A 17,631-nucleotide genomic window follows, 5' to 3' on the forward strand; every position below is an offset into this window, starting at 1 on the left:
CAATTCTCCTCAATAAAATTTCGATCGATTCAGTGAATCTGTTACAGGCTGCCCAGGCGCCCGGCGGCGTAGTCCGCCTGCACCTGCTGCAACTCCTCGTCGGAACTCATCACGAATGGCCCCTGCTGGACGAAGTACTCGCCGATCGGCGATCCGGAAAACAGGGCAAAATGCCCGGCATCCGCCGCCATATTGGCGAGATCCAGCGGCAGGGCGCTGCCTGCAGAGAGGTTTCTGATCGCCACCGCGCGACCGGCGGGCAAGTGGATTGCGCGGTCGCCGGTGGATATCTGCAGGTCGCCGGCGACGGCGTAGAGCCAGGCACTGTGTTGCGCCGGCAGCGCGTGGGTGTAGCGCGCCCCCGCAGCCAGTTGGCCATCCAGGATGGTGAGCGGCAGCGCGGGCGAGCGGGCGCCGCTGACACCGCCGCTCTCCCCCAGCACCACGCGCACCCGCACCCCCGGCCCCTCGACAACGGGAATGGATTGCGCCTTCACGTGGAGCGCGGAAGGCGGCTCGCGTTTCAGTCGCGCCGGCAGGTTGACGAACACCTGCAGCCCTTCGATACGCGCGCCCTCCTTCGGCGCCTCGTCGTGCAGGGCACCGCGGCCGGCGTTCAGCCAGTAGAGGTCGCCGGGCTGCAGGTCGAGATCATTGCCGAGGGAATCGCGGTTGTTGAAGCGACCGCTGCTGTTCTCGAACAGCAGCGACACCGCGGCAATGCCCGCGTGGGGGTGGGCGCCGAAAGTCGGCTCTGTCATGGTGTAGTGATCCACCATGATCAGCGGATCCATCAGCCCGGCGAAGTGGCGCTCCCTAAAGCTGAGGGCCCGGAAACCACTGCCAATCGCCAGCGACTCCCCCCGCACCGCATCGGTGATATCGAAATGGGTGGCGGCTGTTTCCGTTGTATCCCGCCGTTCCCGCAATTCTGTTCCTGTCATGGCCAGGCTCCCGCTTCTCTGTTGCCTCAAGGTGTTTCAAGAATACAAACGGAACGATCTGCGAGAGAAGTGGCAAAAAATCGACTTAATGTTCTAAATATGGAACGATTGACCTGCAGTGGCCGGGACAGGGAGCGAGGCGATGATCGACTTGAATGACTACTTCTACTTTGTGCACGTAGTGGAGAAGCGCGGCTTCTCGGCCGCGGCCAAGGCGCTCGATATGCCCAAGTCCCGCCTCAGCCGGCATATCCGCCAGCTCGAGGAGCGGCTGCAGACGCGCCTGATCCAGCGTACATCGAGACAATTTACCGTCACCGATATCGGCGATGAGTTTTATCGCTACGCGCGAAATGTCGTGGACGAGATGGAGGCCGCGGAGGCCGCGGTGGACAGGCAGCGAAACCAGATTTCCGGCCAGGTCAGAATCAGCTGCTCCGTGGGCATGGCCCATTTCGCCCTCAGGCAGTTGCTGTCGCGATTCCTGCTCGAAAACCCGAATGTCACTGTGCAGCAGCAGGTCACCAATGCGTCCGTCGACCTGATTGGCGAAGGTGTGGATCTGGCCCTGCGCGGCCATATGGCGCCGCTGCCGGATTCCAGCCTGATCCAGAAACCCCTGGCCAGGGTCCAGTGGCATCTGTTTGCCGGGCCCGCCTATATCGAGGGCTGTGGGGCGCCGGCACAGCCGGAGGACCTGTGCCGCCACCGGGGCCTGAAGGTGGGCTGGCGACCCGCCGCCGGGCTCTGGTCACTGCAGAACAGCGCCGGGCTGACGGCGACAGTGCCGTTTTCACCGCAACTCTGCAGCGACGATATGAATACGCTGAAGCAGGCCGCATCCGACGGCCTGGGTATCGTCGCCCTGCCGTCCTACTGCTGCCGCGAGGAAATAAAAAGCGGCCAGCTGATCCGCGTGCTGCCCGACTGGATCGCCAATAGCGCCGATATCAGCCTGCTGATGCCCTCCCGCAAGGGCCTGGCCCCGGCGGTCAGGGCCCTGGCCGATTTCCTGGGGCGGGAATTTCCCGCGGCTGTCGGGGAGTAAGCGCCGGCCGCCGTTCGATGACGTCCACAGAGAACTTCTGCTATTATCCTGCCCGCAAAACCTAAGGGGTGGCTTCTGCCTGAGATGCTCCGTGAGCAAACCCTTGAACCTGATCCGGTTAATACCGGCGTAGGAATAGGTAGTCCCTAAAAGCTCTCCTCCGTCGCATCCCGGGTCTCTTTCACTTCAGCTTTTCCTGAGAGAGAACCATGAATTTTCCAACCAGAATAAATCCGCTTGCGCAGTCAATTTTCCTCGCCGGCTGCCTGACGACAGCTCAAGTCGCAGCACAAGACAGCAATGGGCTGGAAGAGGTCATAGTCACCAGCCAGCTGCGCGCCATAGAGCAGCTCGACCTGCCCGGCAGCGTCAGCGTGCTGGGTGAGGCCGCGATCGAAGCCCGCGGTGCCGCAAACCTTGAGCAGCTGCTGGGTATGGCCCCCAACGTCAACTTTGCCGCCGGCGCCTCCCGCGGCCGCTTCGTGCAGATCCGCGGTATCGGCGAACGCAGCCAGTTTATCGACCCGGTCAATCCGTCCGTCGGCCTGCTGATCGACGGCATCGACTTCACCGGTCTGGGCCTGGCCGCCAGTACCCTGGATATCGAGCAGGTGGAAATACTGCGCGGTCCCCAGGGCACCCTCTACGGCGCCAATGCCCTGGCCGGCCTGATCAGCATGAGCAGCGCCGCGCCCACTGCCGAACCCATGGCCAGGGTGTCCGCGGAAGCGGCGCAGTACAACGGTCGCACATTATCTGCGGTCGGCAGCGGCGCCCTGACCGACAAGCTGGGCTACCGACTCGCCGCGCGCAAACAGCAGTCCGACGGCACTATCGACAACGAATACCTGGGTCGCAGCGACACCAACAATATCGACGAGTCGATTGCGCGCGGCAAACTGCGCTATAGCGCCAGCGAAGACCTGCAGCTGGATTTCACCGCCCTCTATATCGATGTCGACAACGGCTACGACGCCTTCTCGCTCTACAATACCCGCGAGACATTGTCCGACCAGCCCGGCTGGGACCGGCAGGAAACCCTGGCCGGCGCGGTAAAAGGCCTGTGGAGCGGCAGCGATCTCTTCACCCTGGAAAGCACCCTCAGCGCGGCCAGCTCGGACACCGAGTACGGCTACGACGAGGACTGGACCCATGTCGGCTTCCACCCCTGGGAATACAGCTCCACCGACAACTACCTGCGCGACAGGGACAACCTCAGCGCCGACCTGCGCATCCTGTCCACCGACGCCTCCGCCCTGTTCAATGGCCTCGGCAGCTGGGTGGCCGGTGTCTATTTCCGCGATGAGAGCGAGAGCCTCGAGCGCAACCAGAGCTTTACCAGCGAGTTCGATACGCAGAACACCGCCGTCTACGGCCAGCTGCGCACTCGACTCGGCGACGCCTTTGCCCTGGTCACCAGTCTCAGGTTTGAGCAGCGCGATGCCGACTACGCCGATTCCCTGGCGGTGGCTTCCAGCAAGAACGAAGACCTCTGGGGCGGCAATGTCACCCTGGAATACAGCCACAGCGACAACACCCTGCTCTACGCCACCCTGTCCCGCGGCTACAAGGCCGGTGGCGTCAACGGCAGCATCATCGCCGCTTCCGCCAGCAACCCGAATATCGGCAGCGACCAGTTCGAATTCGATACCGAGCAGCTGCTCAACTACGAAGTGGGCCTCAAGGGCGCCTGGCTGGAAAACCGACTGCAGGCGCAGCTGGCGGCCTTCTACCAGGATCGCAGCGATGTGCAGGCCAAGCAGTCGGTATTCGACCCGAACGATTTTTCCTTCGACGACTTTCTCACCAATGCCGCCGGCGGCGAGACCACCGGTCTCGAAGTCGAGCTGAATTACCTCGCCAGCGATAGCCTGCGCTTCTTCGCCGCCGCCGGCTGGTTGAATGCGGAATTTGTGGATTTCGTCAGCACATCCCACGTCGACGCCCGCGACGATGGCAACGGCCTTGCCCTGGCACCGGTGGACTTCGATGGCCGCGACCTGGCCCACGCGCCCAACTACCAGTTCTTCACCGGTACCGAAATTTCCCTGCTGCCCGAACTGATACTGCGCCTGGAAGTGGAGGGCAAGGACGACTTCTATTTCTCCAACAGCCACGACGAGAAGTCGCAGGCCTACGAACTGCTGAACGCCCGCCTGACCTACCTGGGCGATAACTGGGAAGTCGCCCTCTGGGGCAGGAACCTGACCGACGAGGACATCACCACCCGCGGCTTTTACTTCAGCAACCAGTTCGGCAACAACCCGGAGAATTTCTATGCCCCGGAAGCCTACTACCAGTACGGCGAACCGCGCGTAGCGGGTATCAGCGGAAGCTACACTTTCTAACTGTTTGCGGCGGCCCGGCACCGCGCGAATTTATCGAGGAACTCTAAATAAACCCAATCTGTCATTCCGGCGAAGGCCGGAATCCAGGAGGCTCCGGTCCGGCAATGGATTCCGGCCTTCGCCGGAATGACGATATTCAGAGTCTTTTTGAAAGAATGTGCCCAGGAAGAACACCAATGAAACTCTCCGTAGAAATCAGCATGTACCCGCTCAAAGACGAGTACATCCCCAGTATCCAGGACTTTATCGACCGTCTCAACAGCCACCCTGGTTTGCGGGTAATCACCAACACCATGAGCACACAGATATTCGGCGACTACGACCTGCTGATGGACGTATTGAAACAGGAAATGCGCGAGTCTTACGAACAACACGGCCGCGCCATTTTCGTGTGCAAATTTATCGACGGCGACCTGGCCCCGGAAGCTGGCGATGTTTAACAACGAATTTTCCAGTGCGGTAAGCGCGTCCCTCGCCGCCATGTCGGGCTGGGAAATCATTGCGGTCGTGCTCGCCCTGGCCTACCTGCTGCTGGCGATGCGGGAGAAAATCCTCTGCTGGTACGCGGCCTTTGCCAGCACTGCCATCTACCTGTTCCTCTTCTGGGATGTCAGCCTGGTGATGGAATCCGCGCTGCAGGTGTTCTACCTGCTGATGGCCGTCTATGGCTGGTGGCAGTGGCGGCATCACCGCGACAGACAGCGCGACCTGCATATCCACCGCTGGCCACTGCGCACTCACCTCATTGTTTTTGCCGGCGTCGGCGTATTAACTGCGCTTTTTGGCTACGTGCTGGATACCAACACCGATGCCGCCCTGCCCTACCTGGATTCCTTCACCACCTGGGGGGCCGTGGTCACCACCTATATGGTGACGCGCAAGGTGCTGGAGAACTGGCTCTACTGGATTGTGGTCGACGGTGTCTCCATCTATCTGTACCTCGACCGCGGCCTCTACCTGACCGCGCTGCTGTTTGTGCTCTATGTGATTATCGTGATCGTGGGCTTCTTCCAGTGGTGGGCCATCTACAGGAGGGAGACAGCGGCGAGCGAAGGCGCAGCGGTACCCGCATGAGCGCAGCGCCGCCGGATCCAGCCCCAGCCGATATAGTCCCGCCCGACTGGCAGCGCTGGAGCGCCACCAAACCCTCGGTGCTCAGGCCGCTGACCGGCGGGCTGACCAACAAAAGCTATCTGCTGGTGGCGGATGGCGAGCGGCTGGTAATACGCAGAAACTCCGCCATCAGCGCCTCATTGGATCTCAATCGCACCGCCGAACACGAAGCCCTGCTGCGCGCCGACAGGGGCGGCCTCTGCGCGCCGCTGGTTTACTGCGACCCTGACCACCGATATCTGGTAACCCGCTATATCGAGGGCGGCTCCTGGCACAGCGAGCGGCCCGGGGCCCTGCGACAACTGGCGCAGCTTCTGCGCAATATCCACACGCTGCCGGCCATCGATACCCAGCTGGATATCGAAGCCAAGGCAGCCAGCTACTGGCGCTCAATCGACAGGAGCACGGCGCTCTATCCGGCGCTGCATGCGCTGCGACAGGAAATCCCGCAGCACATTGCTGCGGCCGGAGCCCTGGGCGACGGCCACTGCCTCTGTCACAACGATCTACTGAAGGCAAACCTGATTGTCGCCGACGATGGAAACCTGTACGCCATAGACTGGGAGTACGCCGCCATGGGCGATCCATTCTATGATCTGGCGGTAATTGTCGAAGAGTACGGGCTGAATGAAGGGCAACAGAATTTACTGCTCACGGAATACCTGGGCCTCCCGGTGACCCCGGGCCACTGGAAGCGGCTGGATCATTGCCGGGTGATCTACGGATACCTGGCGGTGCTCTGGTATGCGGTACAGTGGTGCAGCGGGGCCATGACCGAACCCCGTATCGGTGCGGAAATCAGCCAGAGGATCCGCGATTTATCTACACTGAGCTCCGCTACCGTATAGCGTGGCGCCGAGCCGGCCGGCAGCCCAAAACGGGTTCTGAAGAGCCGGCGCGGTGCAGGTGCGAACTTAAATTGACAATACGTCTTTAGGGCATTCGGAAGTCGCCAGAAGCTGGTTCTGGATCAACTGGCGCGCCTTCTCGTTGGCATTCCGATTGGATTTTACTCCCACCGTTGCCAGTGGACATATGCGGTCTGCCGATACGAGGCTGATGACCAGGCGCTCATCCATTTGAAACGGCGCCTCGTCCGTACCCCAGCGGAGGCGGAACACCATAAAGCGCAGATTTTCACCTTCGCTGTACCACTCGATCGCCGGCCCCGTCTCCAGCGGCAGGTCACCGCTCAATTCCTCAAACTCCGACATAGCCTCGGTGCCATCGTCCTTGAGACGCACCGTGAATACGGTGGGCGATTGCACGGTTATATGCACCTGGTGCTCGCCCACCTTGCCGCAGTCCAGGAGGGAAAAGGCCGCGTTGGCGTTGTCCACGGTTTCCCTGCAGGAATCGATGCGCGTATAGGACGTTTGCAGCCCATGTGCAGGGACGCTGTCACTGGCTTCGCTATCGCAGGCAGTAACAGAGAAACTCGCCAGTAGCAGCAGGGTCTTCAGTATGATTTTCATCTCTACTCCAATAACTTCCATCTACCGTCAAGAAGACGCCGGCTTGTCAAAGCCCGCGATAGTAAAATGCATACCGTCTTTCCTGGAGTAGTTGCCGCCCCAGAAGAAACCGGCATCGGTAAAACACTTCACAAACTCTTTCGACATCTTCGGTTTCTGCCCCAGGCCATTGCCGGTCATATTGATGTCGATGGCCAGTGCCCAGGAGTGCGAAGACCAATTTGTACTGCCCCGCGTCGAGCGGATATTGTGAGAGCCGCCAAACTCCTTCAAATCGCCCAGCAATCCCTGCTTTTGCAGATTTTTAAGCGATGTGTCGAGGAAGGGGTGCATCGACTTGTGACACCAGATTTTGCTGACATTGCGCTTCTTGGGATCATACACATTGACCCAGGCATAACTTTTGTCTTTGGTGATCGACTCCGGAATTTTATACATCTTCAGGTAGGTGCTTTTCTTCGCCCAGACCTTGTCGGCAGAAATGGCACCATAGGCCTCGGCAACCGCTGCGCGAGTCATCAGCTTTCTGGGATCATCGGTAACCGCGGCCACAGTATTTGCGGATGCCTTTTTCGGCGAGGTTGCACTCGCCCGGTCGGTAAACGAAAGCGCCGGGAAGATCCCGAGGCTGAACTCGTAGACCCGCTGCTTCTGTGGCGATGCGTAATTCTCCAATGCCTTTATTGTTCTGCCATTGGAATCGATACGTCCATCGGGATGTGCAAGGCCGACTATATGGCTCTGGAACTCCTTGATGCAGCCGATGGTTTGCGGGCCGCAGCGTCCGTCTACCTTGAGAAACCGCAAAACATAGATCGCCCTGGAGTCGATATACCGGTTAAGCAGTTTCTGCACGTAGATCACAACTTCCCTCTGGTTCGCACCGCCCAATCCCACACTGCTGCTGATCATTTCAATTCCTTCCCTTTGATTCAGATAGGTTCCAGATTAATGAGAACAGGTCCAATTCCCGCAAATAAAGTATTACTGTCTACCAGCGCTATGGATTATAAGGGAGACAACCCGTGTAATTGGTTGGTAAAGTCCCGCAAAGATAATATAAAAAATTCGGTTAGCAAGTATTTGGAGGGCATTCAAGCACAACTGTATGGGTACCCTGTGGCGATATGCGCGAAGATACAACCAGCCTCAAATACGCGTACATATCGTGGCGAAAGTCGCATTTCAAAACTATGAAAATCCTGAGCGCTTAAAAGTCATGCCACTGATCCCAGCCAACCAGATTCACAGTTTGTCCGTCTGGAGACTGCGCAATGACCTTCAGCTTCTGCCTGACCTCCGGTGTCATTACGGTAATGCGTCCGCGCTTACCGGGGTTTTTGATTAACTTTCTGCCGGGGGCCTGGGCGCCGTAACCCCTCTTCAGTTGCCAGCCTCCGCCCGGGGCCGGAACACCGATCCGGCCCGGATACTTCGGGTGGGCAACCGTCACGAATCCCGCGTAGCCCGCCACCATCGGCGTCAACGGGTGCAGAGCCTGGCAGAGGCTGCCGATATAGCTCTGGTTGATACCGGTCTGGATGTCATCCTCTGCCGTGGCTTTCAGGCTGTTGCCCACGTTGCAGGCGACCAGGCAGATTTTGCGAACGGCCCTGAACCCGAGCTCCAGGATCAGCGCCGCCAGGTCCGCGGCGCACAGGCCCCCGACATTATTGCCGGAACCGTGGGAAACAATATAGATACCCACATCGTCGCTCTCGATGGATTCAATATCCTGCTTATCGAGTGCGTGTTTCGTGGCAATATAATTTTGCCAGTTACTGCTGGACGGGAATCCGGTCGGATCAATGAATATCGGCCCGCCTTCACCGTGAATTTTCCCTAAAAACAGGCCCACCATTGACTCGATGACTTCGGACTCATCGCCGCCCCCCAGGCCGATCACAATCGTATATGCAGTTTTCAAAGGGTTCCCTTCGCGCTGTTGTCTCCATGACAGAAGTGCTCCGAATAGCAGCGTCGCGATAGGCAACAGTTGGTACGCATTTAAAAGGGCGCGGCTTCGGAAGCGCTGACAATATTATCGGTGATTGTGTGGCTTTGACAGTTTCGACCGGAAATAATAATTCGGGTCAGAGTGGAATTATAGAAACGCGCTTATTGGTATTATTTGGCGACAGGATTGCGGCTGCATCAGATATCGGATAAAGCTAAAAATGCCAACGCATATTGCGTAGTGATACGGACGCGCAGGCGACTCAGACACCCACAATCCGCGCGCGGAACTTGCGTCCCTTGACCTTGCCCGTGGCCAGTTTGCCCAGGGCTTTTTTGGCAAGGGGTCGCTCCACCGCGACAAAGGTGGAGAAGTCGAAAACCTGGATCTTGCCGATCTGGGTAGCGCCGATACCGCCGTCGCCGGTCAGGGCGCCGACAATATCGCCGGCGCGCACCTTCTGTTTCTTGCCGCCGTCGATCTGCAGGGTGGTCATCACAGGTCGGGCCGGCGCAAAGCCTTTCGGCAGGGGCGGTAGCTCCTGCAGCCTCAGCGGCTGCTGCAGCAGTTCCTCAAGACGCTCCAGCTTGTAGATCTCCTTCTTGCTGACCAGCGTCAGCGCCACGCCCTTCTGCCCGGCCCGCCCGGTGCGGCCGATGCGGTGCACATGTACCTCCGGGTCGCGGGACAGGTGGTAGTTCACCACCATCGGCAGCTCCTCGATATCCAGCCCGCGCGCGGCCACGTCCGTCGCCACCAGGATGGAGGCGCTGCCGTTGGCAAAGAGCGCCAGGGTGCGATCGCGATCCTTCTGCTCCATATCGCCGTGCAGCGCCAGCGCGGCAAAGCCGGCGCGCTTCAGCGCCTGGGCCGCTTCATCGGTTTCCCGCTTGGTGTTGCAGAAAACCACTGCCGAGGCCGCGTTGTGGCTCGCCAGCAACTGATGCAGCGCTGCGGGCCGCTGCTCGTTGTTTTCCACGAGGTAGAAACTCTGCTCGATGGTGCTCTCGCTGTGCGCCGCGGCCACTTCCACCTTGACCGGCTCGCGCAGCACCCGGGCCGCCAGCGCATCGATGGTTTTCGGGTAGGTGGCGGAAAACAGCAGTGTCTGCCGCTGCCGCGGCAGCGCCGCGACAATCTGGTCCAGCACTGCCTGGAAGCCCATATCCAGCATGCGATCGGCCTCGTCCAGTACCAGCGTCTGCACCTCGCCCAGGTCGAGGTTGCCCTTGCGCAGGTGATCCTCGATGCGCCCGGGCGTGCCCACCACGATATGGGCACCGTGCTTGAGCGAGCCTATCTGCGGCCCGAACGGCATGCCGCCGCACAGGGTCAGTATCTTGATATTGTGAATGGCCCGCGCCAGCTTGCGCAGCTCCCGCGCCACCTGGTCCGCCAGCTCCCGGGTCGGGCACAGCACCAGCGCCTGTACCCGGAATCGCTCCACCTGCAGCTTGTGCAAAAGTCCCAGCCCAAAGGCCACTGTCTTGCCCGAGCCGGTCTTGGCCTGCCCGATCACATCCCTGCCGGCCACAATCGCCGGCAGTGCGGCGGCCTGGATTTCCGTCAGGCGCTCGTAGCCCAGGTCCTGCAGGTTTGTCAGCAGGGGCTGCTGCAGCGGCAGCGACTGGAAATCGCGGGGGTGGTCGGTATTGGCTTTGGTCACAGCGGGGGGCTCAATTGGCGGGATAGCCGGGCATTGTAGGCAAGCGCGGGCCGATTTCCTAATGGAAAGCGGCCGAGACCCGTTGCCTGTGGGTGGATATGATCGAAACGGAGGCTTTCAACATCGGGAGCGCCCAAGGCGCAGAGCCCACTCTTAAGGGCACCTCTAGAAATTCGCTTTTCGTCACCCCCGCGAAGGCGGGGGTCCAGTGACCTCGGGACTACTGGATTCCCGCCTTCGCGGGAATGACGATTTTTTTAGAAGAACCCTTAAGAGGGGCTTTGGCGGGCAGTAAGCGCTATTGCTACTGGGCCTTACCCAGCTGCAAACCGGCATACTCCTTCTCGATCAGGTAGCGCGCTATGCGCAACCGCTCCGAGAAGGAATTGCCGAGAACAAGGTAGCGGCCGTTGATCAGGATAGAGGGCGTGCTGCGGACCTTGCTGCGCTGCATATGCTCGGTGGCGCGGCGCACCTTGGATTTGACGCTGAAGCTCTGCATAGTGGCGAGAAACTTTTGCGCGTCGGCGCCGTAGTCGGCATAGAATTCGGCGACCCTTTTCTCGTTGGGCATCTGTCCCTCGGCCGGAAGCCGCCGCGTCATGTGGATGGCATCGTAGGCCGCCTGGTGTGTCTCCTCGGCCAGACCGAAAATCTGTGCCGTATAGTAGGCGTGGGCGTAGGGCGTAAAGTCCTTGCGGAAGGCGGCCGGCACATGGTCCACCCTGACATAGGCTGGCAATTGTTTCGACCAGGCCAGGAATTGCGGCTCGAACTTGTTACAGGCCGGGCAGATATAGTTGAAGAACTCTTCGACGACGACCTTGCCTTCGGCGGGGGCCAGGGGGCGGCCATTGGGGATTTCGATGTAATCCTCTCCTGCCACTGGCGACTGAGCCATTGCCTGGGTAAATGCATTGCCCAACAGGAGCAGGAGTGACAGGGCAAATAAACGCTTCATGTAAGTCTCCTTTGATTAACCTGGAAGTCATTGGTGTAACAGCAATATTCCTGTATTTCACCCATTAAGTGAAATAAGTGCCAAGAATCCACACTCCAATGTTTCAATCCTCGATATTCTACTCGAATATCGAGGATTGCCTTTCAAAACAACATTAATCGACAGGGTTAATGCCTTGGTCTCCGGAATCTCCTGCCACCATCCGCGCATGTACTGGGTGTCGCGAGCAGGTTCACCGGCATCATCGGCGACCTGACGGATGTCACCAGGATGGTTGCGCCGGTGAAAATCGCACCGAGCAGCCGCAAGCTGACTGAGGGACAGACCACTGGCCCAAGTTGATCCGCGGGGAGGTTGTCGATTCGGCTCGAGTGGTAGTGCTGTCAATTTATCGTTCACGCCCGTCCAACAGCAGCACTTGTTTACCGATCAGCCCTCCCTCTTCCTGTCGGCGGTGCATGTTCCGAATATTGTCGGCCGATAAACCGGTGACGGTTTCCGTCAGGGTGGATTGTAATTGCCCTTCATCCACCAGGCGGGCGACAGCCTCTAGAATCTGCCCCTGCCGGCCCATGTCAGCGGTATGGTACTGGCTGCGGGTAAACATAAATTCCCACACAAAGCCGGCGCTTTTGCTCATCAAGGGTTGCAATTGGTGGGGTTCTTTTGTACTGGACAAGGCACAGATCAAACCCTGCGGCGCCACCAACCGCGCCATGGTGTCGAAGTAGCGATCGGTGTCGTGACAGCACAGAATGCGCGCAAAAGACGCTTCCGGCCACTGCGCCAATTCGGCGTGGTCGATCACGTCAGTGGCGCCCATTTGCCGGCACCAGTCCCGGCTCTGTGCCCGGCTCGCCGTCGCTGTTACGGGAATCCCCGCCAGGCGGCAAAGCTGCAATGCGATCGATCCCACCCCGCCGGCGCCATTGATGATCAACAGCGGGTTGGCGCGATTCCACTCGCTCGGCTCGGCGCTGTAGCCCAGCCTTTCGAACAGCGCCTCCCAGGCGGTCAGGCTGGTCAGCGGCAAAGCCGCGGCCTGTGCCGGTGTCAGGGACGCCGGCGACCGCGACACCAGTCGCGCGTCCACCAGCTGCTGTTCGGCATTGCTGCCGGCGCGCCCGTAGTCGCCGGCGTACCAGACCCGATCGCCGGGGCGGAATCCATCCACCTCAGGCCCGGTGGAATGGACGATGCCGCAGGCGTCCCAACCCAGCACCCGAAAACCGTCCGCCCCCACCGGAGCACCCAGGCGCACCTTGGTGTCGACGGGATTGACGGAAACAGCCTGCACGTTTACCAGCAGGTCCCAATCACCGGGGTGGGGCGTGAGGAGTTCCCGTTCAAGCAGCGCTTCTGGGTGATCGATGGGCAGGTTGTCGGTGTAACCGATGGCTTTCATGGAGTTGGCCTTCCCTGTGACTCATGGTTGAAGCGCCATCCTATCAGCCCGGGATCTCTGCTGTTAGTATGTACAGTCCTGTTCTATACACACACTTTGTATACCATGAGAGACAAAATCAGCCTCCGCAACACGACCACTGAGTGCGGCGTGGAGTCCGTGCTGGAAGTGATCGGCGGCAAGTGGAAAGGGGTGATCCTCTACCAACTCGCAGATGGCCTGAAGCGCTTCAACCAACTGGGCCGGTTGATGCCCAACATCACCCAGCGCATGCTTACCCGCCAGCTCAGGGAGTTGGACCAGGACGGGCTGGTGCATCGAAAGGTCTACGCCGAGGTGCCGCCGAAAGTGGAATACCGCCTGACCGAAAAAGGCCAATCCCTGGTGCCCATCATCATGCAATTGAAAGTCTGGGGTGAGGACAATGTGTTGCGCCCTGAGAAAAGAAAAAATGAATGACCCCAATTATTCATTATTCTATTTAAGCCGGGAGTAAAGACGTGGCGATTGCCCAGGCTTGGTACAGTTGACAAAAATCAAACCAGTCAATCCTACTGCCTCGTACGCCTGTTTAAACTCTTCGTTTGAAAACAGCATATTTGGTTGAGTTTAAGGCGTTTGGAACAGCGCTTTATCGCCAATCCTGGAAAGATCTATCGACGGCTTAAGCAGACGACCTATATTGCCATTGCGGCGGATACTGTATTGAGAAGTCGCCACCTCCAGTAATCCTCCCAGAGCTTCAAAGTCTTCTTTCTAAACGCGAAAAAGCCCGGCCCCAACCAGCTCACATCGGCAATAGAGCCCCGGAACTTTCCAGTATCGAGTATGCCAGTTCAGGCGGATTCCAGGATTTCACCTTGCTCTTGCCATTCAGTCAAAGCAAATCCGAATCGGTGGAATTCAAAGGCCCGATTCCCAGAAAGCGGTTGGCGTCAAACTCCAATTTGCAGGCATTCACTGTTCTGTCTACTTGAACAAGTCGCCCACGTCGCAGCGCAGGCTTTTCGTGATCTGATCCAGTGTCTGCAGAGTAGTGTTTTGGGAAGCGCTCTCCAGGCGGGTCAGCGTGGCCCTGCTAATACCCAATTTTCGGGCGAATGTCTCCTGCGTTTGTTGACCCCGAAGGGCTCTAAGGTTTCTCGCTAACTTCTCTGATAGATTCATGGTTCACATGTGAACACGCCTGAATGTTCACATGTGAACATTCTCTTGCTACACTTCCGTTCATATGTGAACGAGAAGCTATGGGAGAGATTTGACGCTATGGATAAGCATAATAGATCAACCGTCGATTTTAGGGCATTGGAAGAGCGGAGAGATCATAGTCGATCTGTATTCCAGCTTCAGCCAGAAATACCAGTGGATGTACTGCAAGAAGCCATCTGTCATCGGCTGGAAATGCTGTCCGGTGTGGTGCAGGTAATATCCAAGGTAGAGTTTACTTCGGTTGATGCCTGGCAGCTCCAGCGCTACAGCTGGGCAATGAGTGAAATGGTCGATGACCTAAAGGAATTGTTCTATTCCGCGTGGGAAAAGAGCCAATCGAATCGGTATAGCTAACCGTTTTTAGGATCCGATTAATTGTCCGGCCATCCTCTGATACCAATGCTGAGTGACAGGTTGATGAGCACAACTTTTCGTTGAAAACTGCGACAACTTTGAGATCGACGTGGGTAAGGCTTAAAGCTAACGCTTGAGCTCAGCCGCGTTTGAGGCGACGCCCGTTTTTGCGATAGCAAAAATGGGTGGCGGGTCAAACGTCGGCTGGAGCGATTTGTTAGCTTTCACTTCACCAAACCTCCCGGGATGCCCCTCTTGATGCCTCGACCAATGGCCAGCACCAATCTCCGGATCAACAAGCTGATCGGACGGGCGCCGGAGATGTTAAAGACGATCACGGCAGACAACGGCACTGGTTTCATGGCTACGCGAAGACCGAGCAGCGATGGGGCGTGAAATTCTATTTCTGCACCCCGTACCACTCCTGAGAACGCGGCACCAACGAGAACACCAATGGTTTGATCCGGCAATACCTTCCCAAGAGGTAATCGTGGAGCTCAGCCTAGCTGGTTTCCACACAAAACAACGGGGACCCGTATTTTCATTACTGACTGGTTAATCGTTGAAGCAAGGCGATTACTACTTCTTCCTTCGACGTGTTCTCTTTTCCAACTAATTGCCCTTTATTAAAGGCAGCAAAGAAGGGCAAGTTATCTACCCCAACAAGCTTTCGAGCCGCTTCGTTTTCCTCCGCGTTTACTTCTAAAAAAGTAATATTTTTAAAATCGTCGCTATTGCTTATGCGCTTATACTTGGGCGCAAGCAAACGGCACGACCCACTCCAGCTGGCATAAAACTTCACAATTACTTTTTCCTTTTCGGAGATTAAGGATTGAAAGTCAGCATCGGTACTGGTAATTACTGTCATAATTTATCCAAGTTAATAGGTTATAAAATGCTAAATTCTTGGTAGGCTTCATATACACCATACAAGCGGTATAACAGGTGCTGGAAGACCCAAGACACGCCTGCGACCAGACTTTTCTGCGAACTGGTCCAAAAGGGAAGCCCATTCCGGGATCTTCGGTACATCATCGGAAATAAGCCCTTCCCATTCCCTCCAATCGGCTCGATAGCCGTACAGGATGATTTCCTCCGGGGCACCAACCATCGGCAGGAATGCGCGATGAAGAGCGCCGTCAGTGTTCGCCCATCGTCGGTTCGTGTACTTCGAGGGCGTCAAGAACTTGACGTTTTTGAAGCTCGTGAAAACCAAACGGCACATAGAAGCCGACAGGTCGATTCTTTCGCTTCGATCCATCTCGGCGCTAATCAGCGAAAGCTAACGCCGCGCTCAGGGGCGGCTGACTTTATGCACTTCTTTGCGCAATAATAGGAGCGCAACGACTGCACAAAAATGTGCTTAAAGTTAGCCGTCCCCCCGCAGCACTCCGTTATATGTGAACCCCGCTACGAACTTCAATTAAGGCTCTGAAGGGCCTCCTCAATTTCTTTCAACTGTTCTTGAGGAACTTCAGAACTCTGTAGATTTTCTAGTGCTAGTTTATATGCAACACTGAAGGCGGAATCTCTGCCTGCTACAATATCAGGCTGAACGCCAGTACCTTCCCAATTTCCATTGGTGATAGGGTTAACAGCTTTTGCTATTGGAATAGATACCCTATAGTTATCAATTAGATCAAAAAACTTCCAGGGATTTGCACCACCTTTGGTTGTCTCCCCAATGATGGTTGCGCGTTCAAGCGCTTTTAAATTATATGCGAATTCTTCCGCTGCAGAGAATGTATCTTTACTGGTCAAAACATAAACAGGAACTTCAGATTGGGAGCTATTCTCTATGTCTGAGTACGTCCAAAATTCCGTAGTAGAATCACTTTCTTTCCAATAAATAGAATTCAGATGTACGCGACCTTTAAGTAAGTAACTGCTAATAAGACGAACCATATCAGCGCTACCGCCACCGTTATTCCTTAGGTCAAAGATAAGCGCATTTGTTTCTGAAACAAACTGCATAGCTGATTGAGCTCGAGATCTTGACTTATCATTGACGTTATCGAAACCCCAAAAATCAATATAACCAATATTTCCCTCCAAAATTTCAACTCGTTTAAAACCCGAGTTTTTCCTATCAAGTTTTGAGAACCACCCTTCGTATACAACTTTCTCATTTTTATGCGCAGGATCACTCCACCTTACGGCGAAATGTTTGTCATGTAGCTGTAGAGATGAGCTCAATATTTCAGAAATTTTAGCCGGATCATCAGAGCCACTGAACTCAGCTTTCATCTGCACGCTGGATAGAGAGCTAATGATGTCGGGAACCTTCTCCTCCATCACATAATTTTTAGTTATTTTTTCCTGGATAAGATTTACCAGCCGATCACTTTTGTGCTCTTGAGCGCTTACGATGGGTGTGATCAATACAGATAAAATTATATAAACTATTCTCATTTTACCCTCAATAGGTGATGCCTGGCTCAGACATATACCGCCCGCGGCAGGGGCCGCTTACTTTATGCGCGTTTTGCGCGAAAATGGGAGCGAAGCGACCGTGCAAAACGTGCACAAGGTAAGCCGTCCCGCGGAGGCCCGAAGGGCCGGAGCCTCGCTGCCTGTGATTGTTATATTTCGATGGTACTTTCAAGGTGCCGAGCCATGTTAATTACGAGATTTTCAGCGCGCTTACTCTTGGCAACAACGATAAACCCAGACCATACATCCCACTCAATACCTACCCGCTTCAACCCACGTATATAGCATTGAAAAACTTCATCCAATCCGTAGATTGTGATACCGAACGGAAACAACCCAAATTTCTTAACCAGCGAACTTTTGGTCTCATTGTATTTTTCGAGAGGAAAATCATTTATCTCGTAGCAAAGGCGCCCAGAAAAGTCTCTACATAAGACCCCAAATTTCAGCCTTTCTGCAACCTCTGTCTGATCGACTTTACTCATGCTCAAGAAATATAACGCCGCGCTCTGCGGAAATTTAGGAGCGCCAGCGAGTAAATTTTCCGTAGCAGCGCCTTGTATGGTCCAATATCCATATCAAACCACTCTCATCGATGTTAGGTTGAAGCCCGTAGCTAGCGGCAACTAGTTACCGGGGTGGCAGTCCGATGCATGCCAGGTACTCGATACCGTTAACAAGCTGGGACGCCACCCCGACCCGATTTTATCTCGAACAG

At 56.6% G+C, this 17,631-nt stretch carries 17 protein-coding genes and 1 riboswitch; of the genes, 7 read left to right on the plus strand and 10 right to left on the minus strand.

Annotation, left to right across the window (positions count from 1 at the left end; genetic code table 11):
• Nucleotides 1-41: 41 nt before the first annotated feature.
• Nucleotides 42-944, minus strand: coding sequence for a pirin family protein (locus tag IG627_RS05620; RefSeq protein ID WP_193190851.1), 903 nt, complete (start codon nucleotides 942-944; stop codon nucleotides 42-44).
• 142 nt (nucleotides 945-1,086) lie between these two features.
• Between IG627_RS05620 and IG627_RS05625 the strand changes: the two genes are divergently transcribed.
• The 5 genes from IG627_RS05625 (at nucleotide 1,087) to IG627_RS05645 (ending at nucleotide 6,301) form a co-directional block, all read left to right on the plus strand.
• Nucleotides 1,087-1,992: a LysR substrate-binding domain-containing protein gene (locus IG627_RS05625; RefSeq protein WP_193190854.1), complete on the plus strand. Its 906-nt coding sequence runs from the start codon at nucleotides 1,087-1,089 to the stop codon at nucleotides 1,990-1,992.
• Between the two features lie 54 nt (nucleotides 1,993-2,046).
• Nucleotides 2,047-2,145: riboswitch (TPP riboswitch) on the plus strand.
• A gap of 56 nt (nucleotides 2,146-2,201) precedes the next feature.
• Nucleotides 2,202-4,340 (plus strand): TonB-dependent receptor, encoded by a 2,139-nt coding sequence (locus tag IG627_RS05630; protein ID WP_193190857.1) that lies wholly within the window; start codon nucleotides 2,202-2,204, stop codon nucleotides 4,338-4,340.
• Nucleotides 4,341-4,516: 176 nt separating this feature from the next.
• Nucleotides 4,517-4,780 (plus strand): YkoF family thiamine/hydroxymethylpyrimidine-binding protein, encoded by a 264-nt coding sequence (locus IG627_RS05635; protein WP_193190859.1) that lies wholly within the window; start codon nucleotides 4,517-4,519, stop codon nucleotides 4,778-4,780.
• The gene (gene pnuC, locus IG627_RS05640; RefSeq protein ID WP_193190867.1) at nucleotides 4,773-5,414 is read left to right on the plus strand and encodes a nicotinamide riboside transporter PnuC; all 642 of its coding nucleotides are present in this window, start codon (nucleotides 4,773-4,775) and stop codon (nucleotides 5,412-5,414) included. Before IG627_RS05635 ends, pnuC begins: the two co-directional genes overlap by 8 nt.
• Entirely contained in the window at nucleotides 5,411-6,301 is an 891-nt protein-coding gene (locus IG627_RS05645) for a choline/ethanolamine kinase family protein (protein WP_193190868.1), read from the plus strand. Before pnuC ends, IG627_RS05645 begins: the two co-directional genes overlap by 4 nt.
• A 66-nt stretch (nucleotides 6,302-6,367) precedes the next feature.
• Here the strand turns inward: IG627_RS05645 and IG627_RS05650 are convergent, their stop codons facing one another.
• The 6 genes from IG627_RS05650 to IG627_RS05675 form a co-directional block, all read right to left on the minus strand.
• A complete protein-coding gene (locus tag IG627_RS05650; RefSeq protein ID WP_193190870.1) occupies nucleotides 6,368-6,928 on the minus strand; it encodes a hypothetical protein in 561 nt (186 codons plus the stop codon).
• A gap of 27 nt (nucleotides 6,929-6,955) precedes the next feature.
• Nucleotides 6,956-7,840, minus strand: coding sequence for a M15 family metallopeptidase (locus IG627_RS05655; RefSeq protein ID WP_193190872.1), 885 nt, complete (start codon nucleotides 7,838-7,840; stop codon nucleotides 6,956-6,958).
• Between the two features lie 298 nt (nucleotides 7,841-8,138).
• Nucleotides 8,139-8,921, minus strand: coding sequence for a hypothetical protein (locus tag IG627_RS05660; protein ID WP_226864760.1), 783 nt, complete (start codon nucleotides 8,919-8,921; stop codon nucleotides 8,139-8,141).
• A gap of 226 nt (nucleotides 8,922-9,147) precedes the next feature.
• A complete protein-coding gene (gene dbpA / locus IG627_RS05665; RefSeq protein WP_319024506.1) occupies nucleotides 9,148-10,551 on the minus strand; it encodes an ATP-dependent RNA helicase DbpA in 1,404 nt (467 codons plus the stop codon).
• Nucleotides 10,552-10,855: 304 nt separating this feature from the next.
• Nucleotides 10,856-11,512 carry a thiol:disulfide interchange protein DsbA/DsbL gene (locus IG627_RS05670; RefSeq protein WP_193190876.1) on the minus strand — a complete coding sequence of 219 codons (657 nt, stop codon included), beginning with the start codon at nucleotides 11,510-11,512 and terminating at the stop codon, nucleotides 10,856-10,858.
• Nucleotides 11,513-11,900: 388 nt separating this feature from the next.
• Nucleotides 11,901-12,917 (minus strand): zinc-binding alcohol dehydrogenase family protein, encoded by a 1,017-nt coding sequence (locus IG627_RS05675; protein WP_193190878.1) that lies wholly within the window; start codon nucleotides 12,915-12,917, stop codon nucleotides 11,901-11,903.
• 105 nt (nucleotides 12,918-13,022) lie between these two features.
• Here IG627_RS05675 and IG627_RS05680 point away from each other — a divergent pair, with 105 nt between their 5' ends.
• Nucleotides 13,023-13,376 (plus strand): winged helix-turn-helix transcriptional regulator, encoded by a 354-nt coding sequence (locus IG627_RS05680; RefSeq protein WP_193190880.1) that lies wholly within the window; start codon nucleotides 13,023-13,025, stop codon nucleotides 13,374-13,376.
• A gap of 510 nt (nucleotides 13,377-13,886) precedes the next feature.
• Here the strand turns inward: IG627_RS05680 and IG627_RS21245 are convergent.
• Nucleotides 13,887-14,084, minus strand: coding sequence for a helix-turn-helix domain-containing protein (locus tag IG627_RS21245; protein WP_193190882.1), 198 nt, complete (start codon nucleotides 14,082-14,084; stop codon nucleotides 13,887-13,889).
• Between the two features lie 99 nt (nucleotides 14,085-14,183).
• Here IG627_RS21245 and IG627_RS05690 point away from each other — a divergent pair, with 99 nt between their 5' ends.
• Nucleotides 14,184-14,480: a hypothetical protein gene (locus IG627_RS05690; RefSeq protein ID WP_193190883.1), complete on the plus strand. Its 297-nt coding sequence runs from the start codon at nucleotides 14,184-14,186 to the stop codon at nucleotides 14,478-14,480.
• Nucleotides 14,481-15,024: 544 nt separating this feature from the next.
• Here the strand turns inward: IG627_RS05690 and IG627_RS05695 are convergent.
• Together IG627_RS05695 and IG627_RS05700 are read right to left on the minus strand one after the other, a co-directional pair.
• Complete coding sequence (locus tag IG627_RS05695) at nucleotides 15,025-15,348, minus strand: thioredoxin family protein (protein WP_193190885.1); 324 nt, start codon at nucleotides 15,346-15,348, stop codon at nucleotides 15,025-15,027.
• 551 nt (nucleotides 15,349-15,899) lie between these two features.
• Nucleotides 15,900-16,892, minus strand: a complete 993-nt coding sequence (locus tag IG627_RS05700) for a S41 family peptidase (protein WP_193190887.1) — start codon at nucleotides 16,890-16,892, stop codon at nucleotides 15,900-15,902.
• Nucleotides 16,893-17,631: the final 739 nt, after the last annotated feature.

Source organism: Microbulbifer taiwanensis (assembly GCF_014904815.1).
Classification (GTDB): Bacteria; Pseudomonadota; Gammaproteobacteria; order Pseudomonadales; family Cellvibrionaceae; genus Microbulbifer; species Microbulbifer taiwanensis.